This window comes from Flavobacterium luteum (assembly GCF_008806775.1).
Lineage (GTDB): Bacteria > Bacteroidota > Bacteroidia > Flavobacteriales > Flavobacteriaceae > Flavobacterium > Flavobacterium luteum.
This window is the reverse complement of sequence record NZ_WAEM01000001.1, coordinates 808,150-833,943: the sequence shown is the minus strand read 5'-3', so window position 1 is coordinate 833,943 and position 25,794 is coordinate 808,150. Positions and strand designations below refer to the sequence as shown.

Sequence of the window (25,794 nt, the reverse complement as noted above, 5' to 3'; positions counted from 1 at the left end):
ATAAATTCTTGCTATTAATTTATGGTTTTATTTTCTTGAAGATTTCTTTTTAGCTTGTTTTTCTTGATTTTTAAAGTAACTTTTAAATAAAAAATTATGTCGGACAGCCTCAAGATCCTCTTCTAATTTTTGGGAACTGTTCTCTAAGTTTTTTATAGTTTTTTTTAAGCTTGTACCAGATTCTTCATCATGCAACAAAACGCCAGTAGCAGTGTTAGGGTTTGTACTCGCTTCTTTAAGATTGTTAATAAACACGTTGGCAGTTTCAACCATTTGATGTAGTTGTAATGCTGATTTTTTTAGCGAACTGTAAACAATAGTATCTGTCACCAATTCATTTGCAATCGTTCCTTTATTGTTAAACTTTGCGCTATAATCATTAAGTGAACCAATTAATTTTTTTGCTTTTGCAGAAGCATCATTAAGCGATGACGCTACAGAATTGATGTTGTTGTATAGTGTATTATCATTTAATAATTTTCCAACCGTTCCCTCGTTTGTAGTCATTTTTTTGGTTATCGTTTTGAAATTAGATGTAATCTCTAAAAGATTTTCATTGTTTTTTTGTAAAGTAATCAAAATATTATCGATAGAAAACGAAGGCTTAACAGCTAGGGTATCTCCTTCCAGTATAGCATTTGATTTATTAGTACCGCCGTAAATAATTATAACTTTGTTGCCTATAAGACCATCAGTACTTATTTTAGCAAAGGCATCTTTACGTATGTAATTCTGAGCATTTCTTTCAACATTCAAGTTTACCAAAACACTGGTTTTTTTATCGATGCTGATACTGCCCACTGTTCCAATTTTTACTCCAGAAAACCAAATATTAGCACCCTTTTGAAGGCCATTTACATTATCAAAAAAGGTGACTAACTTTATTTTTCTTTTGAAGGTTTGGTGAAGATTTCCTACCATTAGAATTGCTCCAAATAGGAAAAGCAATCCCAAAAAGATAAAAAAGCCTACCATTACTGCGCGTTTATTTGGCAATTCATTCATGATGTATTCATTGTATAAAATTATATGCAAAAAACTTTTTTATCTGTTCTTCATTAGTGTTTAAAACTTCATCGAATACTCCTATTTTTAAAAAAGTCCCGTCAATTAACATGGCAATACGGTCGCAAGTATTCTTTGCGCAAGTAAGATCATGTGTGATAATTAAAGAACTTGTTTTATACCGCTCTTGAACTTCAATCATAAGAGTATTAATTTCTGTGCAAGTAATTGGATCTAACCCGGATGTAGGTTCATCATAGAGCATTATTTCTGGCTTTAAAATTAGTGTACGAGCAATACCTAATCTCTTGCGTTGTCCCCCAGAAAGATCTGCAGGAAGTTCGTGTATTTTATCTTCTAGACCAACAGCCTCCAATGCTTCTTCAACTGCGTTATCGACTTCTTTTCGAGTAAGGTTTTTTACATTCATTGTTAATGGAAAAGCCAGATTTTGATACACACTCATACTATCATATAAGGCACTACTTTGAAAAGAAAATCCAATATGTAATCTAAGGTTATCCAATTCTTTCCCATTTAATTTATCAATTTGTTTTCCTAATACTGTTACTTTACCCTTATCAGGTTTTAGTAAACCAGCAATAATTTTTATCAATACAGATTTCCCTGAACCAGATTTCCCCAGTACTGCAACATTTTCACCTCTGTAAATAGTTAAATCGATCCCTTTTAAAACCTCAAGCTCGCCAAAGGATTTGCACAGTCCGTTGATTGTTATAACTGATTCTTTTTTGTTAATACTATCTTGCATTTTTACTTATTTCATGATTAGAAATACCTAATCCAATTAGCAATTTGAACAATAACAACTTCTTCAAAGAAAATTAGAAAGATGGCAAGTATTACCGCCTGATTAGTTGCTTTACCAACACCTCTAGTTCCTTGTGTAGCAAAGTATCCTTTATAGCAGCCAATAATTCCTATTGTAAATCCATAGACAATAGATTTTGTTAATGATGTAAAAATATCCAGAAAGGAAATGTTTGAAAATGCATTTTTATAGAAGATTTCTAAACTTGTTGCTTCTAGGATATGAACATTATAATATGAGCCTATTAATGCTATAAAACTGCAATATAGCGCTAGAATTGGGATTGATATTGTTGTTGCAATTACTCTAGTTACTACCAAGTATTTAAAAGGATTGATTGCAGAAACTTCCATCGCATCAATTTGCTCAGTAACTTTCATTGAGCCTAGTTCGGCACTTATACTAGAACCAACTTTTCCTGCACAAATAAGTGCTGTCACCAATGGCCCTAAGGCTCTTACAATAGCTATTCCCATCAATGAAGGAAGCCAGGAAACTGCTCCAAAACTTTCTAAAGAGGGACGAGATTGTTTTGTAAAAACTACCCCAACAATAAAACCTGTCAGAGTTATTAACGAAAGTGATTTTAATCCAATCTCAAAACATTGATTGACGATTTCGCGCCAGTGAAAAGGTAGTGTAAATGCTTGTTTAAAAAAACGAATAGTAAACTGATAGCCTTTGTGAACTCCCTCTAAATAAGAATCAATTCCTTTTGAAAACAAGTATTTCTTTCTATCAACAGTATTCATTCCGGAAAGTATCTATTTTGTTACCATTATGATCTTCTTTTTAGAAAAAAGAATCTATCTATTTATGCTAAAAAGTAGTATAAATTTACAAAAATTATCTTACCTGATTCCTGTTTTAGTAATATATATAGTATTTGTAGCCAGTATTTTAAATCAAGAATTAAGCTAAAATAATTTCTTTAGCTAAATAGATTTCCTGCACGGCATTTATAAGTTCTATTCCTTCTCTAAAAGGTCGTTGAAAAGCTTTTCGTCCCATTATCATTCCGGCTCCACCAGCACGTTTGTTTATTATGGCTGTTTTTACGGCTTCTGCCAAATCTGTTTTGCCTTTCGCTTCCCCTCCAGAATTAATCATGCCAATACGTCCCGAATAACAATTTAGTACTTGATAGCGACATAAATCTATGGGGTGGTCACTAGACAATTTAGTGTACATATCAGGATTGGTTTTGCCAAATTTCACAGCCATAAAACCACCATTATTGGTTGGCAATTTTTGTTTGATAATATCAGCCTGAATAGAAACACCCAGGTAATTGGCTTGTCCAGTAATATCTGCCGCAGTATTATAGTCGATTTCGTTCTTTATAAATGCATCGTTTCTAGAATAACACCAAAGAATAGTAGCCATGCCTAAATTATGTGCTTCTTCAAAAGCTTTTGCCACTTCGATAATTTGCCTATCCGATTCAGCAGAGCCAAAATAAATGGTTGCTCCTATGGCAACAGCTCCCATGTTCCAAGCATCTCGGACACTCGCAAACATAATTTGATTGTAATTATTTGGATAGGTCAACATTTCGTTGTGATTAATTTTTACCACAAACGGAATTTTATGGGCGTATTTTCTAGACAACATAGCCAATCCCCCCATAGATGAAGCTAAAGCATTACAGCCTGCTTCAATAGCTAATTTTACGATATTTTCAGGATCAAAATAAATTGGGTTTGGAGAAAATGAACTTCCAGCCGTATGCTCAATTCCTTGATCTACAGGTAGGATAGAAAGATATCCTGTGCCAGAAAGGCGACCATGTTGATACAATTGGTTTATGCTCCTAATTGTTTGTCCGTTTCGATTACTTTGTAAAAAATGGGTGTCAATATGAGTAGGGGTTGGGGTATATATTTCATGTTTAGGTATCGTTTTACAAATATGGTTTAGTAAAAAGTCCTTTTCATTGCCAAGCAAATCTAACAATTGAGATATATCCTTCATTTTTTTTGTTTTGAATGAATTCATCTTCAACACTTCGTTTCTTAACAGTCTTAAAAATCATTTATAAAACGGATAATCCGTATATCCTTTTTCATCAGCTGAATAAAATGAATCCATATCAAGATCTTTTGATAAGGGCCAATTGTTTTCGAATCTTTCCACTAGGTCTGGATTGTTTATAAATGGTCTTCCAAATGCTATTAGGTCAGCTAGTCCATTTTCAATATCTTTTTCGGCACTTTCCATATCATATCCACCACAGAGAATCAAAGTGTTTTTAAAATTATGGCGAATTCGTTTTTTAATTTCTAAAGGTACTGCAGGCGCTCCCATAGCTGTATGGTCTACAAGATGAATATAGGCAATATCTAGCTGGTTGAGTTCTTTAGATAAATAGTCATAAGTAGCGTCAATCTCTGGATAATGTGGCATATCGCTTGCCACACCATAAGGAGACAAACGGATACCTGTTTTTTCTTTGCCAATAGCTTGTGCTACAGCAGTCACCACTTCGATCACAAATCTACATCTGTTTTCAATATTTCCGCCATAATTATCTTTTCTAATATTGCTTATAGGTGAAAGAAATTCCTCTAATAAATAACCGTTTGCAGAATGTAATTCTACTCCATCAAATCCTGCCATTAAAGCATTTTTTGATGCGGTTACATATTCGGTTTTAGCTTTTAAAATATCTTCGGAAGTCATTTCTTTTGGAACTATAAAATCTTGTAGTCCTTTTGAATCTGTCCACATTTGTCCTGATGCTATTACTGCTGAAGGAGCAAGTATTTGGGTGCCTTCTGCCATATTTAGTGGATGACTGATTCTTCCTGAATGCATTAATTGAACAAATATTTTCCCGCCATTTTGATGAACTGTTTTTGTTGTTTTTTCCCAACCTTTAATTTGAGCTTCGTTAAAAATTCCAGGAATTCGTGCATATCCAAGACCATTAGGGGAGGGAGATGTTCCTTCCGTTATTATTAATCCAGCACTTGAACGCTGTTTGTAATATTCTGCCATCAAATCGTTTGGGATGTTATTAATTGCTCTGCATCTTGTCATTGGTGCCATTACAATTCTATTTTTTAATTGCAATTTTTCAATTTTTTCAGGAGTTAATAATTTGTATGGTTTCATGTTTTTTTAGTTAAAGGATTAGTATAAAGGTATTTAAAATTAACATTTTATGTCGCTTTTTTAACTTAATATTTTATTTTTTTAGTAATCTTTAATCTTCATCTTTCAAGCTTGGATGATATACGAATACAAAAAATCAAGAGCAATTTTTTTGTCTTTTATTGCATAGCCTAATTGTCAGTGAATTATATTAACATCCTTTCTGAAACACCAGTACTTTTTAGAATTTTAAATACAGAGTATTTAAATACAGTAGATTAAGTATAATAGTTATCTATGGTTTTTTTAAATTTTGATTTAAGAATGAGGTATAAAACTTTTTGATTAGTTCTATACTTTTGTTCTTTTTTTATTTTAAAGTGCTGGTTTTGATTTACAAAAAAATTATTTTGATTATTTGTAATACTAAAAAAATCCCAACCGATATTGGGGTTTTTTGGTATTTATCTCAAAATAGTTTAATATAAACTTGGAAATTGGGTAGGGTTTACTTCGTTCATCATAGCGTATACTTTTTCATAAATATCTTCAATAGAAGGTTTAGAAAAATAATCACCATCAGTGCCATAAGCAGGACGATGCGGTTTTGCCGTTAAGGTTTGAGGTTTACTATCCAAGTAATCATAACCATTTTGAACCTCTAAAATTTGTTGTAATATATAAGCTGAAGCTCCTCCAGGGACATCTTCGTCAATGACTAATAATCGATTGGTTTTCATCAGGCTTTTTACAATATCGTGATTGATATCAAAAGGCAAAAGGGATTGAACATCTATAACTTCGCAATCAATACCACTATCTAAAAGTTCTCTAGAGGCAAGTTCTACTAAGCGTAAAGTGGAGCCGTAAGATACTAATGTTATTGAAGTTCCTTCTTTTATGGTTTCGACTACTCCGATAGGGGTTTTAAACTCCCCTAAATTAGTAGGCATTTTTTCTTTAAATCGATAACCGTTTAAACATTCTACAACTAGTGCGGGTTCATCAGCTTCTAATAAAGTGTTGTAAAAACCTGCAGCTTTAGTCATATTTCTTGGCACAAGTACATGAATGCCTCTCATAGCGTTTATAATCATTCCCATAGGTGAGCCTGAATGCCAAATCCCTTCTAATCGATGCCCTCTAGTGCGAATAATTAAAGGTGCTTTTTGTTTACCATGTGAACGATATTGTAATGTTGCCAAATCATCACTCATAATTTGAACAGCATATAAAAGATAATCTAAATACTGAATTTCAGCAATTGGTCTTAATCCTCTCATTGCCATACCTATTCCCTGACCAATAATGGATGCTTCTCTAATACCAACATCGGCCACTCGAAGAATACCGTATTTTTTTTGCATTCCTTCTAAACCTTGATTCACATCACCAATATTTCCTGCATCTTCACCAAATATTAATGCGTTAGGATATTTTGTAAAAATGACATCAAAATTATCACGCAATATCACTCTTGCATCTGCTTCCTCCGCATTTTCGTCATATATTGGGAGCACTTCTTTTACAGAAAAAGCGGTATTATTTGATTCTGAAAATAAATGAGAACTAAATTTAGGTTGTGTCTTTTTTATGTAATTTGTAATCCATTCAGAAAGTTCCTTTTTGTTGTTTTCTTTTACTATCATTCGCAATACTTTGCGAGCAGTGGTAAGAATGTCTTTTCGAATAGGTTCTTTAATTGAATTTAAATCGGAAGCATATTTCTGAATAAAAACTTTATTTATAGATGAGGTTGCCAATTTTTCTAATAAAGCAACTATATCTTCTTTTTCTTCTTTAAATGGCGTTATGAAAGCTTCCCAAGCTGCTTTTTTGCCTTCAAGAACTTCTATTTTTGCCTTTTCAACAATTCTGTCAAGCTCTTCTTCAGTGGCTATATTATGTTCTAAGAGCCATGATTTCATTTTTTTATTACAGTCAAATTCGCGCTCCCAACTTAATCGTTCTTCATTTTTATATCTTTCGTGTGAGCCTGATGTTGAATGTCCTTGAGGTTGTGTTAACTCGTCAACGTGAATTAAAACTGGGACATGCTCTTCACGAGCAATTTGGGCAGCTTTCTCATAAGTTGCTATTAATTCGGCATAATCCCATCCTTTTACGTTTAAAATTTCAAAGCCCTTAAACTCTTCATTTCTTTGAAAACCGCTTAAGATTTCAGATATGCTTTCTTTTGTTGTTTGGTATTTGGCATGAACTGAAATGCCATATTCATCATCCCAAACACTTAGTACTATTGGTACTTGTAAAACTCCTGCTGCATTCATAGATTCAAAAAACAACCCTTCAGAAGTACTGGCGTTGCCTATTGTTCCCCAAGCTATTTCGTTTCCTTCTACAGAAAAATTAGTACTGTCTATTCCTTCAACATTTCTATATATTTTTGATGCTTGAGCTAAGCCCAATAATCTTGGCATTTGCGAGGCAGTTGGCGAAATATCGGTGCTCGAATTTTTTTGTATTGTTAAATCTTTCCAAGATCCATCTTCGTTTAAGTTATGACTTTGAAAATGACCTCCCATTTGTCTACCTGCTGACATGGGGTCGTGATTCACATCTGGATGACCGTATAAACCTGCAAAAAATTGTTGTATCGTAAGTTGACCAATGGCCATCATAAAAGTTTGATCTCTGTAATATCCAGAACGAAAATCTCCGTTTTTGAAGAATTTAGCCATTGCCAGTTGTGGCACTTCTTTTCCATCTCCAAAAATTCCAAATTTTGCTTTTCCAGTCAAGACTTCTCTTCTTCCTAAAAGGCTACATTCTCTACTAGTAACAGCAATTTTGTAATCATTCAATACCTCCGTTTTGAAATCTTCAAAAGTTAATGCTGCTTTAGTCTCTGCTTGTATCATAAATAGAATGTATAGCTTTAAGCAACAAATTTAATTAAAAAGTAACGATATTCATAATGCAATGTAAAATATCTATTTTAATCGTTTTTAGTCTAACTTCTAGTGCTTTATTTCAGTTTTATGCTGTCATTTATTTTGTGGTGATTATAGATTGCGATTTGAATTTGTGATAGATTTTATAAAAAATTATTTTTTATCACAACCTTGTGATAAGTTTTTCAATTCTATTTTTTTTACCACAAACTTGTGAGCGTTTTTTAAAAAATGTTTTTTTTGCTCACAACTTTGTGAGCAATTTTATAAAAATTTATTTTTGCTCACAACATTACAAGTTTAAAAAAAATCTGAAAAGTCTTGAGCCTTTTGCGAAGCCAGCTATAAACGTAAACAAAAAAAGCTATATCATTTTATTGACATAGCTTTTATTGAATTATTTTTCGTTGCTCTAGTTTGTGGGCACGGAAAACATTTCCGCGCTAGCGTTCACGACTTTATTTTGTCATATCCGCGCCATCAGGGTATTTAAAAAAACATAAAGTCATTAGAAATTTGCAGTACTCTCAGTACTCCTTTACAAAAAAAAAGCTATATCACTTAAAATATAGCTTTTTTAATTTGTTTTGTTTTTTATTTGTGGGCACAGAATGCAATTCTGCGCTATCGTTCACGAAAGTATTTTGTCATATCCGAGCTATCTGGGCACTTTAAATAGAGCCGATCTATTTAGCTTTTAGCCACCATCTTTTAGGAGATACCGATAAACTAAAACCAAAATAATTTCCTGTTACATTATAAACTCCTATACTTGTTTTGTTGTTAGTTAGGTTACTAAATTGATAAACACCTGTCTTCGGTTTAGAAAGTTGTTGTGAATTATTAAAAACTGTAAATTGAATTAGTCCAAATTTAGCTTTGTAATTTAATCCAAGTGATACATCGGCTGAGCCAGTAATCTGTCGTTCAATTGAATCAATTAACAGGATATCTTTATATTCATTGGTATTATAATCATAAACTGCAACTGATAATAGATTATTACCTCCACCTGTTCTTAGGTCTAAACTGATTCCCAAACCTATTACAACATTTAATTTTTTTGATAATGGGTAAAAATATTCAGTTGCAAATATTTCTGAAATTACATATTGATTGGACAAATCAAATTGAGTTAGTTCATTGCTATAGTCAAAACCAAAATTTAAATCTTCTTTAGGTATAATAATATCAAATGATGGGCGAAATCCTTTTGCTACGATACCTGTTTTGAAATTAAAATTTTTACTTTGTGCAAAATTATAAGAAAATCCAAACTGAATTGATGACGTATTATTAAAACTTATTATTGGTGCTGTAACAGTAGAGACGTTAAATCCTTTCAATTTTGCGGGCTGTATAATTATACTAATTTTTGAATATTCATTTTTAAAAAGCTTTTCTGCCTCTTGAGAATAATTTAAATTTGAAAAAAATATACAGATAAAAAAAATATAATTATTTTTTAGGCATGTCATAATAATCTGTGATTACGGTTAAAGTTTCTTGTTTATGATAGCTGTAAATTTTATCATCTTGAAATCCAAACACTAGAAATGTATATAAACCCAATTGCTCGGATATGCAATAAATTTTTTCGGTTGGATAGCGCAGAATTGCATTCTGTGCCCACTCCAATTAGGGACTAAAACACCTGAGGCTTTAGCCTAACTGACTAGGCAAATTTATCAAAATTAGATCTAACTCATAATCTATTTTGTATAATTTCTTATGGAACTAAAATAATAACATTCAGAGTTTTCATTCCACTAAAATTTTTAACACATCAATCTGAAAATAATAGTTTTTGATTTAAATTTTGCTTGCTTTTAAAACCACTTTCTAGTAAAAAGATTCATCAAAGTTTTAGGACTTAAAGTTACTACAAATCGAATCTTATCAGAATAGTTTTTATCTGAAATTTCCCAACCTCTATTGGAGTAGACTGGAAAGTACAATTCGAAGTAATCGGCAACAAGATTTAGTCGGATACCATTATCAAATAGGAACTTTTCGTTGCTATTTTTGTTTTTTATTACTCCTAAATCATTATAAATTTCTATCCAATTCCAAACATTAAAACTTAGATTAGTTGTTACCATCCATTGATTTATTAATGAAGGATTTAATTTTGATTTAAAGCCACCTTCTGCAAGGAAAAATTGTTGGCTTAATAGTCCCGTTGTTTCTGATCTTCCTAAATAGTTATATTCAAAAAGATAATCCTTTGGGTTACTTAAACCAAAATCATAATCATTACTTTTATTATTATTGTACATAAATGCACCTGCAAATAGCCTTAAATTAATTTGACGATTGTCATTAAAAAGTTTTCTATATTGTATTTCACCAGCTAATTTACCAAAGCCGCTCGACAATTGTACATCAGAATTAAAATTGACGTGATTGGTAACTTCTGTTCTATAGTTAAAATATTTTGCGCTGAAAATTCTATAATTTTCATTTGTGTTATTTGTTATAATTGATGCTTCTTTGTTAACAATATTGTATCTAAAAAAGAATCCCTGTTTTCTATTATCTCTAAAATTAGGTTCTCTTATAAACATAGAAATAGTTGGATTTATTTTTAAATAAGTAGCATCAGGTGCATAATGAAAGAAGGAAGCATTCATAGAATATCTTACATTATATAACCTTCCTTCTCTGTAGTTTTGATTAATTCCAAAGGAGTATATCCCTGAAAGTGTACTTGTTTTTGTTGAATATATCGGGTTAATGTCAAAAGTAAAAGGTTTGTCAAGAATTGTTTTATTGTGTAGCCGCATTCCTAAACTAATTCCGTCATAAAAATTGTAGGAAAGCGTGGGTACATACAATATTTGATTGTAATAAGGATCCTCTAAGTCTTTCATAAAGATGAATTTTATAGGACGATTTGTTGGAGAAAACCCTTTCAAGGATTTCCAATTGTTTCTTAAATTAAATTCTGGAACTTCATTTTTATAGTTTAAAACTATTTTATCAGCCTCTTTTCTTATTAAAGTAAATGTGCTGTCAGTTTGAATGTTTTCGAACCATTTTTTAAAAACAATTCCTCCTTTTTTTACTCCGTATACTGGTATTGGAACTGTAGTTCCCGTTTTGTTTTTGATAGTAAAAGTAATGCTATCTTTTGTTTTAGAGAAATCTGAAAATTTATAATCAATTATATCTCGCGAATCGATAATTGTTTTAAAAAACCAATCAATATTTTTGTTGGAATTGGTTTTAAGAATTTCTTCGAAAGTGATTCTAGAGGTCTGTTTTTCTTTATTTACGGCATAAAATTGCTTAATAGCATTGGGGACAATATTTTGGTCTAAATAATTATCTAAGTATTTCAAGCTTAATCCCGCTCTGTATTTTGAAGCAATTTTTTCATTAAATCGAATTAAATTTTCTTTAGATTCGCTTAATGGTTGATCTAAATTTTTTCGAGCCATAAGCATATAATAATAGCTGTATTGTTCGTTAAAGTTTAAATTGATTAAATTGAAGCTTTTGAGTATTTTTAATTTTGCCAAACTCCCCATCATTTTACTTTCGGGATGATTTTGATCTATATATTTCATCATAGTATAGACCTGAATGCCATCAAAAATCCAATTGTCTTTTCTGCTATCTAAATTTAAAGTGTTCTTTAAATAATTATTGAGATAGGTTTTTAAAAATTTAAGTTCAAATAAAAATTCGTCAGAAAAGGGACTTATAAATGCAGGAAGTTGATTTAAACCATAAAAAGGATTTCGTTCATAATCTTCTTGGGTGACTGTGATTTTTTCATGAGGATATTGACCAATTTCAGAATTGACAAAATTTACAATTCCATCAATTACAATCGCTTTCTGGATGTCATTTAGCTTATTGTCTTTTAAATTACAAATAACATCAACTGCATCATTTTTAAAACTGCTGAAACTGGTTTTATGTTCTAAAATTAGATTAAAATCAAGTCTGTTTTTTCCTGAAAAAGTATAGATTATATCTTCTTTAGTATTTGTTTTTTTAATTTGATTGAGATCAGAAGTTAACTCAAAATCAGAAGGTATTTTAATTTCTAATTCATAATCGGAAATGGCATTTGCAATATCATCTAAATTGGCATTGCTGTATTTTATAAAAGTATTATTTTCATATCGAGCTGGAGTTAGAAACCAATTTTTTAAACTCATTTTATTATTAGATCCAAAACCAAATTTCGTGAATTCATCACTTGGTATTTTTACAGTATAAGTTAAATATAGTTTTACTTTTTGGTCGGGTGCCAATTTCGAATTCAAACATAATTCTATTAAATCTACATTTTTTTCATCTCTATTCCATAGTAAAAAGAGTTTGTTTTCATCAAAAACAGTAATATTTTTTGTAAATCCTTTTTGTTTTTCGCTAGACAAATGAAAGTTTCGAATAAATTCATCTGAAAACCTTTTTGCTAAAAGTGAATTTTTTGATGAAAAAGCATTGTTCCAATCGTTTAAAATAATTGTGCTCAAGGAATCTGAAGTCTGATTGAAAAATGTTAGTTCTTGAAAAACAGTAATTATTTTAGTTTCAGGATTTATGGCAACTGTCATTTTAGAATGATGTTGACCATATTGTTTCATAGAAGTAAACAAAACAATTAGTATAAAAAAGGAATAAATTTTTCTCAAGTCTTTTAGGAATAATTGTAATAAAGTTAAAACGAAAATACGCGCATTAAAATTATATGTTAGTTTATGCTAATTTAATTAAAAATTAGAGTCATATAAAAAAATGCTTCCAATTTCGGAAGCATTTTTTTTAAAAATTAGGACTTAAATTGTATTTTTTATAAAAATTATTCAAGACCTCAACAACTTCATCTTCAGTGTCAACGATTTTAAATAAATCTAAATCTTCAATTTTAACAGTCTTTTCTTTTTCTATTAAAACGGTTTTAATCCAATCGATAAGACCTGCCCAGAATTCAGAACCTACAAGAATGATTGGAAATTTTCCGATTTTTTTAGTCTGAATTAATGTTATTGCTTCAAACATTTCGTCCAATGTTCCAAAACCACCTGGCATGACCACAAAACCTTGAGAATATTTCACGAAGATAACTTTGCGGACAAAGAAATAATCAAAGTTTAAGTTTTTATCTTTATCAATATAAGGATTAAAGTGTTGTTCAAAAGGCAACTCAATATTTAGCCCTACAGAAGTTCCCCCACCAAGATTAGCCCCTTTATTGCCCGCTTCCATAATTCCAGGCCCACCACCTGTTATTATTCCATAACCTGCTTTACTTATTTTATAAGCAATTTTTTCAGCTAATTGATAATAGGGATGTTCTGGCTTTATCCTAGCCGAACCAAATATAGTAACACATGGGCCAATTCGAGACATGGTTTCATAACCGTTTACAAACTCAGACATTATTTTAAAAATAGCCCAACTATCATTTGTTCGTATTTCATTCCAAGTTTTTCGCTTCAATTTATCTTGGATTACTTTCTCTTCGTCATGATCAAAATCTTGTAACTTCATATTCTTTATACTAAAAATTCTTTTAATTTTAATGTTTCAAAATAATTATAAAACAGCCTGCTAAAGTAATTCTTTTTTCAGAAACTGTGCAGTATAGCTTTTCTTATTTTTAATGAGTTCCTCAGGAGTGCCTTTTGCAACAACTTCACCTCCGCCTTTTCCGCCTTCAAGACCAATATCTATGATGTAATCAGCTAATTTAATTACATCCATATTATGTTCAATAATCAAAATTGTATTGCCTTTATCTACTAATTTATTGATGACTTCCATCAATACTCGAATGTCTTCGAAATGCAAGCCAGTTGTGGGTTCGTCTAAAATATAAAACGTATTTCCAGTATCTTTTTTAGATAATTCTCCAGCCAATTTAATTCGTTGTGCTTCGCCTCCAGAAAGTGTTGTGCTTTGCTGTCCTAGAGTAATATAGCCTAAACCAACATCCTGAATGGTTTTAACTTTACGGTATATTTTAGGAATATTTTCAAAAAATGGAACAGCTTCATCTACGGTCATATTCAAAACATCTGAAATTGATTTTCCTTTGTATCGAATCTCTAAAGTTTCTCTGTTAAAACGTTTGCCTTGACAGGTTTCGCATTCTACATAAACGTCAGGTAAAAAATTCATTTCAATAGTTCTAACGCCAGCGCCTTCACAGGTTTCGCAACGCCCTCCTTTTACATTAAAACTAAATCGTCCAGCTTTATAGCCACGAATCATACTTTCTGAAGTCATCGTAAATAGGTTTCTAATTTCAGTAAAAACTTCGGTATATGTTGCTGGATTTGAGCGGGGTGTTCTGCCAATAGGACTTTGGTCGATATCTATAACTTTATCAATATGTTCTAAACCTTCAATTTTTTTATAGGGTTGCGGTTTTTTTACACCATTAAAATAAAATTCATTTAAAATAGGGTAGAGTGTTTCATTTATTAAAGTCGATTTTCCGCTTCCAGAAACCCCAGTAACGCAAATCATTTTTCCAAGAGGTAATTCTATCGAAACGTTTTTAAGGTTATTTCCAGTTGCTCCAGATAATTTCAGAAATTTTCCGTTTCCGATACGTCGTTTTTTAGGAATTTCAATTTTCATTTCACCATTCAGATACATTGCTGTCATAGTATGTTCTTTTAGGATTTCGGCAGGTGTTCCTTTGCTGATGATTTCTCCGCCATATTTTCCCGCTTTCGGACCAATATCAATAACATAATCAGCTCGTTCAATCATATCTTTATCATGTTCTACAACAATTACTGAGTTTCCAATGTCACGCAATTGTTCTAAAGAATGAATCAATTTTTCATTGTCTCTTTGATGCAAACCAATACTCGGTTCATCTAAAATATATAAAACGCCAACCAATTGTGAACCAATTTGTGTAGCCAGTCGAATGCGTTGTGCTTCTCCACCAGAAAGTGATTTTGAGCTTCGGCTTAAAGCCAAATAATCTAAACCTACATTCATTAGAAAGTTTAATCTATCTTTAATTTCTTTGATGACCTCGCTTGCTATAATCTTTTGTTTTTCAGATAAATGATTTTGTAAGTCATGAAACCAAATGGTTAAATCTGAAATGTCTAAATCACATAATTCAGTAATATTTTTGTTGTTTATTTTAAAAAACAAGGCCTCTTTTTTTAATCTGGAACCTTCACAAATAGGACATTTTATTTCATCCATGAATTCCTTTGCCCAACGTTTTATTGTAGCAGAACCGCTTTCATCATGTTGATTTTTAATAAAATGTGAAATGCCCTCAAATTCAATTTTATATTCTTTAGTGACTCCTAATGTTTTAGACTCTACTGTAAATTTTTCTTTTCCGCCGTTCAAAATCATTTCCATTGCTTCCTCAGAAATGGTTTCTATAGTATCTGCTAATTTAAAGTTATATTTTTCGCCAATAATTTCCAATTGCTTGAAGATCCAAGACGATTTGTATTCTCCTAAAGGTACAAAACCACCCGCTTTTATAGATAATTTAGGATTAGGAATTATTTTTTTAATATTAATTTCATTTACTGTTCCTAAACCATTACAATGGCTACAAGCTCCTTTTGGGGAGTTGAATGAAAACAAATTTGGTTCTGGATTTTGGTATGAGATTCCTGTTGTAGGACACATCAAATTTCTACTAAAAAACCGAATCTGATTACTATCCTGATCTAAAATCATCAATACATTTTCGCCATGATACATAGCTGTTTTAATGCTTTCGGTGAGTCTTTTTTCATTGTCAATAGTATCTTCAATCACTATCCGATCAATCACAATTTCTATATCATGAGTTTTGTAACGATCGAGTTTCATGCCTGCTGTAATATCTTTGACTTCACCATTGATTCTTACTTTCAAGAATCCTTGCTTCGCAATTTGCTGGAATAATTCCCCATAATGTCCTTTCCTAGCTTTAATTATAGGAGCTAAAATATTGATGCGCTTGCCAATGAAATCTTTGGTAATGAGTTCTTTAATTTGATCATCACTATAGGAAACCATTTTTTCACCCGTATTATAACTGTAAGCGTCACCTGCTCGAGCAAAAAGTAATCTGAGAAAATCATAAATCTCAGTAATAGTTCCTACTGTAGAACGAGGGCTTTTGCTTGTCGTTTTTTGCTCGATAGCAATTACAGGCGAAAGGCCATCAATTTTATCTACATCAGGACGCTCTAATCCTCCAAGGAATTGTCTTGCATAAGCTGAAAAAGTTTCCACATAACGACGTTGTCCTTCTGCATAAATGGTATCGAACGCCAATGAAGATTTGCCGGAACCTGATAGTCCAGTAATCACGACTAATTTTTCTCTAGGAATAGAGATATCAATATTTTTTAGATTATGAACTCGCGCTCCTAATACCTCAATAGTATTATTATTTTCTAGCATAATTTTGGTCAAAACGCAAAGTTAACATTTTGATTTGTTCTTTTGACACAACGGTTAACAAGATTTTGTTAAAGGATAATGGGAAAGATTAAAAAATTTATTTTCAAAATTAATCAATTGTCATTGATTTTAATTTACTTCGATAGGCTTCGAGAGCAATAGATTTTGAAATAAAACCGTAATATTTTCCGTTTTTTAGTACTGGAAGAAAAGCAACTTTAGAAGTTTCAAATTTATTCATTACGGTTTCCATACTGTCCATTGGATAAATAATTTCCTTTGGTTCGCTCATAACTTCTTTTACAGAAGTATATTTTACTTTAAAATTACTAAAAATAATTTCTCGAACATCGTTAAAATGGATAACACCAAGTAGTTGTTTTTGTGCATTTATTACAGCAAAAACCACTTGGTTAGAATGAGAAATTAAGTCTACTAATTTTTCTAAATTTTCTTCAGGTAAAATAGTTAGATAATCAGTTTGTATGATTTTTTCGGTTTCAATTGTAGATAAAATGTTACTGTCTTTATTGCTTGTAAAAGCATTTCCTTTTCTAGCTAGGTTTTTTACATCTAAGGAATGTTTTTCAAAACGTTTAGAAATAGCAAAGCTAATTGATGAAACAATCATTAATGGAATCATCAAATCATAACCTCCGGTGATTTCGGCAATAAGAAAAATTGCAGTTAGGGGTGCATGAAATAATCCGCTCAAAATGCCTGCCATTCCTACCATTGTAAAATTACTAATAGGGAGTTTAGTTAAGCCAACTACATTTAAAAGTTTTGAAAAGAAAAAGCCAACGTAAGACCCTAGAAATAAGGCGGGAGCAAAGTTACCACCGTTTCCGCCACTTCCCATTGTAATTCCAGTAGCAAAAACTTTTAGCATCATAGTACAACCTACAAAAAGGAGAAGCGCCCAACTATTATTTCTAAAATCACTAAATAAAGTGTTCTCTAATAATTTTCCAGGATCGCTTTCGGATAGCGTTTTAATACTTTCATATCCTTCTCCAAAGAGAGTTGGAAAAATAAAGATAATAACTGCTAAAATTGATGCACCAAACAGCGCTTTTTTATAGGGTTGAAATCTTATTCTAGCAAAAAAATGTTCTACTTTTTGAAGATTTCTTGAATAGTATACAGAAATTAATCCAGTAAAAACACCAAGTAGAATGTAATATGGAATGTTATGATAATTAAAAGTTTGTTGCTGTTTGAAAGATAATAAAATGGTTTCGTCTAATGCTACTACTGAAACTAAAGCTCCAGTAGCAGCAGCAATCATAATAGGAGTAAAAGCAGAAATGCTTACATCTACTAATAAAACTTCTATGGCAAATAAAACCCCAGCAATTGGCGCATTAAAAGCAGCAGCAATACCTGCTGCTACGCCGCAACCTATTAGCAGTGTTCTATCTTTATATCTTAATTTATATTTTTGAGCATAATTAGAACCAAACGCTGCACCCGTAATTACAATAGGACTTTCTAAACCAGCCGAACCACCAAGTCCAACTGTTAGGGAGCTGGTTACAATTTGAGCATACATTTGTTTTCTGGGAATAATACTTGCTTTTTTGGCAACAGCATATAAAATTTGAGAGGTTCCTTTTTCTAGTGTTCCTCCTAAAACTCTTTTTACAACAAAAACGGTCAGCAAAATACCAATTACGGGTAAAAGACTATTTATAAAACTCAATTTTAGAATTCCATTAACCGACGTCGCAAATAGGAAAACCCAATGCGCAAAAGTTTTTAGTACAATTACTGCCAAAGCAGCAGAAATACCAACTAAAACACTTGACAAAAAAATGAATTGTTTGTTCGTTAGTTTACTCTGAGCCCAAACAATAAGTTGTTCAAATTTGTATATTAATTTTCTAAACATTGGTAATTGACAAAAGTGCTAATTTACTATATATTTGAGTTTAATTTCAATTTTTAAAGGCTTCTTTTTTACTAAAATCTTCATTTTTTTATGAAGAAAATTAACATCCAATAAAAATTATAAATGAATCATTTCAAATTAAGTTTAAAATCCAACTGCTTTATCATCTCCTCTATAATCAGCCCCTCCTTCAAGTTCATTATTTGGTAAAACCAATATTGCATCTACTTTTCCTATTACTGGTGTTGTTTTTTCGTTTATGAAATAACCTTTTTTGTAAAGATTTGATATGGTTTCAGAAGAGAATCCTTTTGGTTCAAGAATTACTTCATCAGGTAACCATTGATGATGAAATCTTGGGGCATTTACAGCTTCTTGCATGTTCATATTAAATTCGTAAACATTTAATATAGTTTGTAAAACAGATGTAATTATGGTAGATCCTCCAGGTGACCCAACAACCATAAACAATTTTCCTTTTTTTTCTACAATAGTTGGAGTCATCGAACTCAACATTCTTTTTTCAGGAGCAATGCTATTGGCTTTAGCACCAATTAATCCATACGAATTTGGAGTTCCTGATTTTACGCTAAAATCATCCATTTCGTTATTAAAAAAGAATCCTAATTCGTTTGAATATAGTTTAGAACCATAAGCCCCGTTTAGAGTTGTGGTTGCGGCAACTACATTTCCATCGGAATCTATAATAGAATAATGTGTTGTTTCATCACTTTCTGAAAATGCTATTTCACCGTGTGAAACTTCGCTAGAAAGTGTTGCTTTTTCCCAACTAAATGTTTTCATTCTTTGTTTTAGATATTCTTTATTAAGCAATTCGTTTTTAGGTATTTTAACAAAATCGGGGTCGCCAAGAAAATAATTTCTATCTGCATAAGCTCTTCGCTCAGCCTCCGTAATAAGTTGAATGGTTTTTTCAGAATTGTGACCGTATTTTGAAATAGAATAAGGCTCAATCATTTTCATAATTTGCCGAAGTGTTATCCCACCACTCGAAGGTGGAGCCATAGAAATAATTTTTAAATCTTTGTATTTGAAAGTTACAGGAGTTCTCCATTTTACTTCATATTTTGATAAATCTTCCATCGAAATAATTCCACCATTTTTATTGATAAATGCAACTATTTTTTCTGCTGTTTTTCCTTTATAAAATTCGTCCTTTCCATTTTTCATTATCCGAGTTAAGGTTTCTGCTAATGCAAGTTGTTTTATAGTATCGCCAGTTTTAAAGTTGTTAGACATTAGAGTTTCGTTTCCGCTAATTTTTCGTATTTCATCAATTGAATTTTGAATGTATTTTTCTTGTTTTGTTGTTATTACAACTCCTTTTTTTGCTAAGAAAATAACAGGTTTTATAATTTCCTCCATCGAAAGTTTACCGTATTTTTCATGAATGGCAAAAACCCCGGCAATGGTTCCAGGAACTCCAATAGATAATGCTCCACTAACACTTAATTTTGAAATTACATTACCATTTATGTCTAAATACATATCTTTTGAAGCTTTTAACGGAGCTTTCTCACGATAATCTAATGAACCAATTTCACCATTAGCCATTCTAAAAACCATAAATCCTCCACCTCCAATATTTCCAGCAACTGGGTAAGCTACAGCAAGAGCTAATTCAGTAGCAACCATGGCATCAAAAGCATTGCCTCCTTTTTTCATGATTTCAACACCAATTTGAGAGGCTTCTTCACGTGCAGAAACCACCATTGCTTTTGAAGCTATTAAACCCAATTGAGCTTCCGTTTTATGTACTAATGCAAATAGGAAGCAGAAATAAACGAATGTTATTTTTCTCATAACGAAAGTAATTTCTGATTTGAAAAATTACGCAACTCTTCAAAAAAGAAGGTAAACTCTTCTTCAAATTCAGCGTAAAATTGCCTTAGTTCATGAACAGAAAAGCGAATATTTGAATTGTTTTTAATTCGATTATCCATTTGGGTTAAAATTCGTTCGATACCTTCAACAGTTTGATAACTTACCAACCAATTTTGCTGAATCATATAGGTCATCATTCCTTTGGTTTTATCGGTTAGAATTTCATAATTATTTTGTAAAGATTGATAAAAACGAGTTGCAAAATATTCTAACGTCTCATCAGAATAGTTATGAAAATTTTTCGCTAAAAAATGATCGTAAAAAACGTCAACAATAACCCCTGAATAATGATGGTATTTTTCGTGCAATCGCTTGGTGCTTTTTCTAAAAATAGGATGGGCATCTGTATAAGTATCTATAGAACGATGCAGGAAAATTCCTTTTTGAATATCTTTAGGAAAAGTTTCAAAATGTTTTCCTCGAATACCATCAGCCATAAAATTGCCTATTTGAACCAAATCATTTTCGCCAGAAAGATAAATATGTGCAAGAAAGTTCATTCGACTAATTTAACAATTTTAAATATCAAAAGACTTTTTTTGTGCTTCAATTATTATATTTGTGAGCAATTTGAAAATTTACAGTACAACATTTAAACTATTTACGATGACTTTAATAAAATCAATATCTGGAATTCGAGGAACTATAGGCGGTAAAGTAGGGGACAACCTTACACCAGTTGATGCCGTAAAATTTGCTTCAGCATATGGAACATGGTTGAAAGACTATTCTAAAAAAGAAAAGTTATCCGTAGTTATTGGTCGTGATGCTCGTATTTCTGGACCAATGATTCATAATTTAGTTGTAAATACGTTAATTGGTTTAGGTATTGATGTTATAGATTTAGGCCTTTCTACTACACCAACGGTAGAAGTCGCAGTTCCTTTAGAAAATGCCGATGGGGGTATTATTCTTACTGCATCTCACAATCCGAAACAATGGAATGCATTAAAATTATTGAATGAAAAAGGAGAATTTTTAAGTGGTGCCGAAGGTGAAAAAATTCTTGAAATTGCCGAAAAAGAAGCTTTTGATTTCTCAGATGTTGATAATTTAGGCGAAATTACCATAAACGATGCCTATATGGATATTCATATTGATGAAGTCCTTAATTTACCATTAGTAGATATTGAGGCAGTGAAATCAGCTAAGTTTAAAGTAGTTGTTGATGGAGTAAACTCGTCAGGCGGAATTATTATCCCAAAATTATTAGAATTGATGGGTGTTGAGGTTGTAAAATTATACTGCGAACCTAACGGACATTTTCCGCATAATCCAGAACCTTTAAAAGAACATTTAACCGACATTTCAGAATTAGTCGTTAAAGAAAAAGCTCATCTAGGTGTTGTAGTTGATCCTGATGTAGATCGTTTGGCTTTTATTTGCGAAGACGGCGAAATGTTTGGTGAAGAATATACTTTAGTGGCTTGTGCCGATTATGTTTTGAGCAGAACTCCAGGAAATACCGTTTCTAATATGTCATCTTCTCGAGCTTTGCGAGATGTTACAAACAATCATAACGGAAATTATCAGGCTAGTGCAGTGGGCGAGGTAAACGTTGTTGAATTAATGAAAAAGAACAACGCTATTATTGGTGGAGAAGGAAATGGGGGAATTATTTATCCAGAATTGCATTATGGTCGAGATAGCTTAGTAGGCGTTGCTTTGTTTTTAACGCATTTGGCATACAAAAAAGTGAGTGTTTCTGCTTTGCGAGCTTCATATCCAGAATATTATATGAGCAAAAACAAAATAGAATTAACTCCTCAAATTGATGTTGACGCTATTCTTGGTGCTATGACTGAGAAATATAAAAATGAAGATATCACAACAATTGATGGAGTTAAAATTGATTTTTCAGAAAACTGGGTGCATTTACGAAAATCAAATACAGAACCTATTATCCGAATTTATACAGAAGCTGCTACGCAACAAAAAGCAGATGATTTAGCGATTAGAATTATTGATGAGATAAAATCGGTGGCTGGAATTTAGAAGATAATTGTAATAAAAAAACCGTCCCGATAGGTGTCGGAACGGTTTCTATGTAATTTTTTTTAGAATTGCAAAGCAACATTCAAATCAAAATTATCTGAAATAGCTTTATCACCTAAATTGTCAAAGAAACTTCCAGAACCGTATTTAACATCAAATTTAGTACGATCAATTTTTAGGCTAGTTGAAGCAGTATTACCTTTTATGGTTATTGTAAAAGTAACAGGATTTGTTGTGCTTTTAATAGTTAAATCGCCAGTTACAGTATATGAATTTTTACCATTAGGCTTAACTGTTTTAAAAACTAATTTAGAAGTTGCAAATTTGTCGGTTCCAAAAAAATCGTCTGATTTTAAGTGACCTTCTAATTTTTCTTTTCCTTCTCCAACTTTTAAATCTGTTGCTTCAAGTGAAGTCATATCAACAATAAAGTTACCTCCTGTTAGTTTTTTGTTTTTAAAAATTAAAGAGCCTTCTTTAATATTTACTGTTCCTTCATGTTTTCCAGTTACTTTTTTTCCAACCCAGTTAATAGTGCTTTTCGCAACATCAACATTTTTTGTTTGTGCAGTTGCTGTTACTGTTGAAAATGCTACTAAAATAGCAATGGCAATTGTTTTTAAATTTTTCATTTTTTTTAATTTTAAAGTGTTTGTATTAATTATAGAGTGATAAATAAATCTTCGTTTGATTTTCGTACTTTTTTGTAATGTTGTGTTTCATCTTCTTCATGACGATATCCAATTGTTGCAAGCAATGCTGCATTAAGTCCTAGTTTTTCTAAACCTAAGATTTCATTAACCGCTGAAGGTTCAAAACCCTCCATAGGCGTAACGTCAATTTTTAATTCTGCGGCAGCATTCAAAAGATTCCCTAAAGCTAAATAGGTTTGCTTTGCAGTCCAAACGTTTTTAACTTCTTCAGGAAGTGAAGCTATTTTTGATTTTATGAAACCACCATATCCTTCTAATGCGTTTGCAGGAAGAGCTCTTTGAGTTGTAAAAATATTCAGAACGGCATCAATATCGTCATTTCCAAAATTAGTAATGTTGGCAAAAACAATAAGATGTGATGCATCTACTATTTGACTTTGTCCCCATGCGGCTGCTTGTAATTGAGCTCTTAATTCAGGATTTTCTATAATAAGAATTTTATAAGGCTGCATTCCATAGGAAGAGGAGGAAAGCCTTATTGCTTCTTTTAATGTGTTTAAATCTTCAGTTGAGATTTTTTTTGTAGCGTCGAATTTTTTAGTTGCATAACGCCAGTTTTGGTTTTCGAGAAATGTATTCATAGTGTATTATTATATTAATTTTTTGTTCTAAATTTTTCTAGTAATTCGTTTAATTGTTCCAATTCAGTATTTGATAAGTTATTAGAGAATTTATTTTCATTTTTAGTTATTTTTGGATCTAATTCTGATAAAACATCTAAACCCTTTTGGGTTATTTGAACTTCAATTTTTCTTCGATTTTCTGGACAAACTTCTCTTGTAACTAATTCTTTCAAAAGCAATTTATCTACAAGTCGAGTAGTGTTGCTGGTTTTAGCTAGCATTCGCTCTTGAATCAGACACATATTTGCTGGACACCCTTTTTGTCCTCTTAAAATACGTAAAACATTGTATTGTTCTCCTGACAAATCATAGGGCTTGAAAATGTCATTAAAATGGTCATTAATGACATTTTGAGTGTAGATAATATTTAAAACTACTTTTTTAGAAACTTCCATTTCGACATTTGATTTTATAACATCTTCAATTTTCATTTTTGAAAGTATTAAATTTGTATATACAAATGTAGTAGTAATTATATTTGTATATACAAATATTACGTTATTTTTTTGTTAAAAATGATAATTAAAAAATTTCATAAAAATCATTAGGCTAAAAATACTATTTTTGATTAAAAATAAAAATTATGAATTTGACTCAACAAGATTGGACAGAGCAACTAGAAAATGATGAAAACGCCATTGTATTAGACGTCAGAACAGAAGATGAGTGCAACGACGGGATTATTGAAAATGCTATTATGATTGATATTAATAAAGGTCAATATTTTATTAATGAAATAGAATCGTTAGATAAATCTAAAAATTATTATGTGTATTGTAGGTCTGGCGTACGAAGCGCAAAAGCCTGTGACATTATGAACGAGTTGGGTTTTGAAAACGCTTATAATTTATTAGGTGGTTTTATACAGTGGGATGGGGAAGTAGTGTATCCTGAATAAAAGGTAATTACTTTCCGATGCAGAAATTTGCAAAAATATTTCCTAAAAGCTCATCATTTGTTACTTCTCCAGTGATTTCACCAAAATAATAAAGCGCTTGTTTGATATCGATTGCCATTAAATCAGAAGGCAAATCAGATTGTAGGCCAAATTTTACTTTTTGAATTTCGTCCAAAGCTTTTAATAAAGAATCATAATGTCGCGTGTTGGTTACAATAGTTTCATTATTGCGAAGTGCTCCAGTATTTACAAAAGACAGTAATTGATTTTTAAGGTCATCTATTCCTTGTTTTTCTTTTGCTGAAATTTCGATTAATAAAGGATAATTGATAATTGATAATTGGTTGTCAAATAGAATTCTTTGTTCAGAATTTAATTTATCGATCTTGTTTGTAACAACAATTAATGGTTTTTGAGGAAACTGATTTTTAATTTTTTCGATTTCAATTTTTACAGTATTCTCATTATCAATTATCAATTGTAAACTATCAATTAAAAATAAAATCACTTGAGCTTGTTCTATTTTTTCAAAAGTTTTTTTAATTCCAATACTTTCTATAATATCTTTGGTCTCTCTAATTCCTGCAGTATCAATAAATCGAAAACCAATCCCTCCAATAACCAATTCGTCTTCAATAGTATCACGAGTGGTTCCTGCAATTTCAGATACTATAGCTCGTTCTTCGTTTAATAATGCGTTCAATAAAGTCGATTTGCCTACATTGGGTTCACCAACAATCGCTACAGGAATTCCGTTTTTAATCACGTTACCAACAGCAAAAGAATCGATTAATCGTTTTAAAACAAACTCAATCCTGTTTAATAATGCTGCGAATTGTGTACGATCAGCAAATTCGACATCTTCTTCAGCAAAATCTAGTTCCAATTCAATAAGTGAAGCAAAATTGAGAAGTTCTTCACGCAGTTTGGCAATTTCATTAGAGAAACCACCTCGCATTTGTTGCATAGCAATTTGGTGGGACGCTTCGTTATCGGATGAAATTAAATCGGCTACTGCTTCAGCTTGAGATAAGTCCATTTTTCCATTTAGGAACGAACGTAATGTAAATTCTCCCGCTTGCGCCATTCTACATCCTTTTCTAAGCAATAACTGAATGATTTGCTGTTGAATATATGTTGAACCGTGACATGAAATTTCGATTGTGTTTTCACCGGTATAGGATTGAGTGCCTTTAAAAATAGAAATTAAAACTTGATCGACGACTTTATTTTCATCAACAATATGTCCTAGATGTAAAGTATGTGTTTTTTGTTTGTTTAAGTCTTTCCCAGAAATTGATTGAAATATCAATGCCCCAATAGTTATAGACTCAAAACCCGAAACTCGAATTACGGCAATTGCTCCAGCACCAGATGGTGAGGCTAAGGCAACAATTGTATCTTGTAAAATCATAAATTGTAAATAAAACGGTAAAGTTACAAAGATTTATTTTGTAATAATAAAACATCATAAATGCAATGCTTTATTACAGAATTACGGAGGTAAATAATATA

At 31.5% G+C, this 25,794-nt stretch carries 19 protein-coding genes; 2 read left to right on the top strand and 17 right to left on the bottom strand.

Going from position 1 to position 25,794, the window contains the following annotated elements:
• Positions 1 to 27 precede the first annotated feature (27 nt).
• The 13 genes from F6464_RS03765 to F6464_RS03705 all read right to left on the bottom strand — a co-directional run bounded on the left by F6464_RS03765 (position 28) and on the right by F6464_RS03705 (position 20,550).
• Positions 28 to 1,005, bottom strand: a complete 978-nt coding sequence (locus tag F6464_RS03765; protein WP_151106451.1) for an MlaD family protein — start codon at positions 1,003 to 1,005, stop codon at positions 28 to 30.
• Between the two features lie 7 nt (positions 1,006 to 1,012).
• On the bottom strand, positions 1,013 to 1,777 hold the full coding sequence (locus F6464_RS03760) for an ABC transporter ATP-binding protein (protein WP_151106450.1): 765 nt from the start codon (positions 1,775 to 1,777) through the stop codon (positions 1,013 to 1,015).
• Positions 1,778 to 1,794: 17 nt separating this feature from the next.
• Positions 1,795 to 2,589: an MlaE family ABC transporter permease gene (locus F6464_RS03755; protein ID WP_151106449.1), complete on the bottom strand. Its 795-nt coding sequence runs from the start codon at positions 2,587 to 2,589 to the stop codon at positions 1,795 to 1,797.
• Between the two features lie 160 nt (positions 2,590 to 2,749).
• Complete coding sequence (locus F6464_RS03750) at positions 2,750 to 3,811, bottom strand: class I fructose-bisphosphate aldolase (RefSeq protein ID WP_151106448.1); 1,062 nt, start codon at positions 3,809 to 3,811, stop codon at positions 2,750 to 2,752.
• Positions 3,812 to 3,868: 57 nt separating this feature from the next.
• The gene (locus F6464_RS03745) at positions 3,869 to 4,954 is read right to left on the bottom strand and encodes an alkene reductase (RefSeq protein ID WP_151106447.1); all 1,086 of its coding nucleotides are present in this window, start codon (positions 4,952 to 4,954) and stop codon (positions 3,869 to 3,871) included.
• 458 nt (positions 4,955 to 5,412) lie between these two features.
• Positions 5,413 to 7,815 carry an alpha-ketoacid dehydrogenase subunit alpha/beta gene (locus tag F6464_RS03740; RefSeq protein ID WP_151106446.1) on the bottom strand — a complete coding sequence of 801 codons (2,403 nt, stop codon included), beginning with the start codon at positions 7,813 to 7,815 and terminating at the stop codon, positions 5,413 to 5,415.
• Positions 7,816 to 8,534: 719 nt separating this feature from the next.
• Positions 8,535 to 9,194: a hypothetical protein gene (locus F6464_RS03735; protein ID WP_151106444.1), complete on the bottom strand. Its 660-nt coding sequence runs from the start codon at positions 9,192 to 9,194 to the stop codon at positions 8,535 to 8,537.
• Positions 9,195 to 9,677: 483 nt separating this feature from the next.
• On the bottom strand, positions 9,678 to 12,500 hold the full coding sequence (locus F6464_RS03730; RefSeq protein ID WP_317132226.1) for an aminopeptidase: 2,823 nt from the start codon (positions 12,498 to 12,500) through the stop codon (positions 9,678 to 9,680).
• 130 nt (positions 12,501 to 12,630) lie between these two features.
• Positions 12,631 to 13,359 (bottom strand): LOG family protein, encoded by a 729-nt coding sequence (locus tag F6464_RS03725; protein ID WP_151106442.1) that lies wholly within the window; start codon positions 13,357 to 13,359, stop codon positions 12,631 to 12,633.
• A gap of 60 nt (positions 13,360 to 13,419) precedes the next feature.
• Entirely contained in the window at positions 13,420 to 16,251 is a 2,832-nt protein-coding gene (gene uvrA / locus F6464_RS03720) for an excinuclease ABC subunit UvrA (protein ID WP_151106440.1), read from the bottom strand.
• Positions 16,252 to 16,360: 109 nt separating this feature from the next.
• Complete coding sequence (locus F6464_RS03715; protein WP_151106438.1) at positions 16,361 to 18,145, bottom strand: chloride channel protein; 1,785 nt, start codon at positions 18,143 to 18,145, stop codon at positions 16,361 to 16,363.
• A gap of 144 nt (positions 18,146 to 18,289) precedes the next feature.
• Positions 18,290 to 19,969 (bottom strand): gamma-glutamyltransferase, encoded by a 1,680-nt coding sequence (gene ggt / locus F6464_RS03710; RefSeq protein WP_151106436.1) that lies wholly within the window; start codon positions 19,967 to 19,969, stop codon positions 18,290 to 18,292.
• Positions 19,966 to 20,550 (bottom strand): acyl carrier protein phosphodiesterase, encoded by a 585-nt coding sequence (locus F6464_RS03705; protein WP_151106434.1) that lies wholly within the window; start codon positions 20,548 to 20,550, stop codon positions 19,966 to 19,968. Before F6464_RS03705 ends, ggt begins: the two co-directional genes overlap by 4 nt.
• A 106-nt stretch (positions 20,551 to 20,656) precedes the next feature.
• Between F6464_RS03705 and glmM the strand changes: the two genes are divergently transcribed.
• A complete protein-coding gene (gene glmM, locus F6464_RS03700) occupies positions 20,657 to 22,045 on the top strand; it encodes a phosphoglucosamine mutase (RefSeq protein WP_151106433.1) in 1,389 nt (462 codons plus the stop codon).
• A gap of 62 nt (positions 22,046 to 22,107) precedes the next feature.
• Here glmM and F6464_RS03695 read toward each other — a convergent pair whose 3' ends face one another.
• From F6464_RS03695 to F6464_RS03685, 3 genes are read right to left on the bottom strand one after another with little or no spacing between them, the layout of a single operon-like run.
• On the bottom strand, positions 22,108 to 22,677 hold the full coding sequence (locus tag F6464_RS03695) for a YceI family protein (protein ID WP_151106431.1): 570 nt from the start codon (positions 22,675 to 22,677) through the stop codon (positions 22,108 to 22,110).
• A 29-nt stretch (positions 22,678 to 22,706) separates the two neighbouring features.
• On the bottom strand, positions 22,707 to 23,339 hold the full coding sequence (locus tag F6464_RS03690) for an NAD(P)H-dependent oxidoreductase (protein ID WP_151106429.1): 633 nt from the start codon (positions 23,337 to 23,339) through the stop codon (positions 22,707 to 22,709).
• Between the two features lie 14 nt (positions 23,340 to 23,353).
• Positions 23,354 to 23,812, bottom strand: a complete 459-nt coding sequence (locus F6464_RS03685) for a MarR family winged helix-turn-helix transcriptional regulator (protein WP_151106427.1) — start codon at positions 23,810 to 23,812, stop codon at positions 23,354 to 23,356.
• A gap of 152 nt (positions 23,813 to 23,964) precedes the next feature.
• Here F6464_RS03685 and F6464_RS03680 point away from each other — a divergent pair, with 152 nt between their 5' ends.
• On the top strand, positions 23,965 to 24,279 hold the full coding sequence (locus tag F6464_RS03680; protein WP_151106425.1) for a rhodanese-like domain-containing protein: 315 nt from the start codon (positions 23,965 to 23,967) through the stop codon (positions 24,277 to 24,279).
• A 7-nt stretch (positions 24,280 to 24,286) separates the two neighbouring features.
• On the opposite strand, the gene mnmE is transcribed toward F6464_RS03680, so the two are convergent.
• Complete coding sequence (gene mnmE, locus F6464_RS03675) at positions 24,287 to 25,693, bottom strand: tRNA uridine-5-carboxymethylaminomethyl(34) synthesis GTPase MnmE (RefSeq protein WP_151106423.1); 1,407 nt, start codon at positions 25,691 to 25,693, stop codon at positions 24,287 to 24,289.
• Between the last annotated feature and the right edge of the window lie 101 nt (positions 25,694 to 25,794).

Coding starts and splice junctions, on each gene's coding strand:
- F6464_RS03740 (WP_151106446.1), bottom strand. CDS start 7,815: ATGATACAAGCAGAGACTAAAGCAGCATTAACTTTTGAAGATTTCAAA.
- glmM (WP_151106433.1), top strand. CDS start 20,657: ATGACTTTAATAAAATCAATATCTGGAATTCGAGGAACTATAGGCGGT.
- uvrA (WP_151106440.1), bottom strand. CDS start 16,251: ATGCTAGAAAATAATAATACTATTGAGGTATTAGGAGCGCGAGTTCAT.
- ggt (WP_151106436.1), bottom strand. CDS start 19,969: ATGAGAAAAATAACATTCGTTTATTTCTGCTTCCTATTTGCATTAGTA.
- F6464_RS03715 (WP_151106438.1), bottom strand. CDS start 18,145: ATGTTTAGAAAATTAATATACAAATTTGAACAACTTATTGTTTGGGCT.
- F6464_RS03725 (WP_151106442.1), bottom strand. CDS start 13,359: ATGAAGTTACAAGATTTTGATCATGACGAAGAGAAAGTAATCCAAGAT.
- F6464_RS03755 (WP_151106449.1), bottom strand. CDS start 2,589: ATGAATACTGTTGATAGAAAGAAATACTTGTTTTCAAAAGGAATTGAT.
- F6464_RS03690 (WP_151106429.1), bottom strand. CDS start 23,339: ATGAATACATTTCTCGAAAACCAAAACTGGCGTTATGCAACTAAAAAA.
- F6464_RS03745 (WP_151106447.1), bottom strand. CDS start 4,954: ATGAAACCATACAAATTATTAACTCCTGAAAAAATTGAAAAATTGCAA.
- mnmE (WP_151106423.1), bottom strand. CDS start 25,693: ATGATTTTACAAGATACAATTGTTGCCTTAGCCTCACCATCTGGTGCT.
- F6464_RS03750 (WP_151106448.1), bottom strand. CDS start 3,811: ATGAAGGATATATCTCAATTGTTAGATTTGCTTGGCAATGAAAAGGAC.
- F6464_RS03695 (WP_151106431.1), bottom strand. CDS start 22,677: ATGAAAAATTTAAAAACAATTGCCATTGCTATTTTAGTAGCATTTTCA.
- F6464_RS03760 (WP_151106450.1), bottom strand. CDS start 1,777: ATGCAAGATAGTATTAACAAAAAAGAATCAGTTATAACAATCAACGGA.
- F6464_RS03765 (WP_151106451.1), bottom strand. CDS start 1,005: ATGAATGAATTGCCAAATAAACGCGCAGTAATGGTAGGCTTTTTTATC.
- F6464_RS03705 (WP_151106434.1), bottom strand. CDS start 20,550: ATGAACTTTCTTGCACATATTTATCTTTCTGGCGAAAATGATTTGGTT.
- F6464_RS03685 (WP_151106427.1), bottom strand. CDS start 23,812: ATGAAAATTGAAGATGTTATAAAATCAAATGTCGAAATGGAAGTTTCT.
- F6464_RS03680 (WP_151106425.1), top strand. CDS start 23,965: ATGAATTTGACTCAACAAGATTGGACAGAGCAACTAGAAAATGATGAA.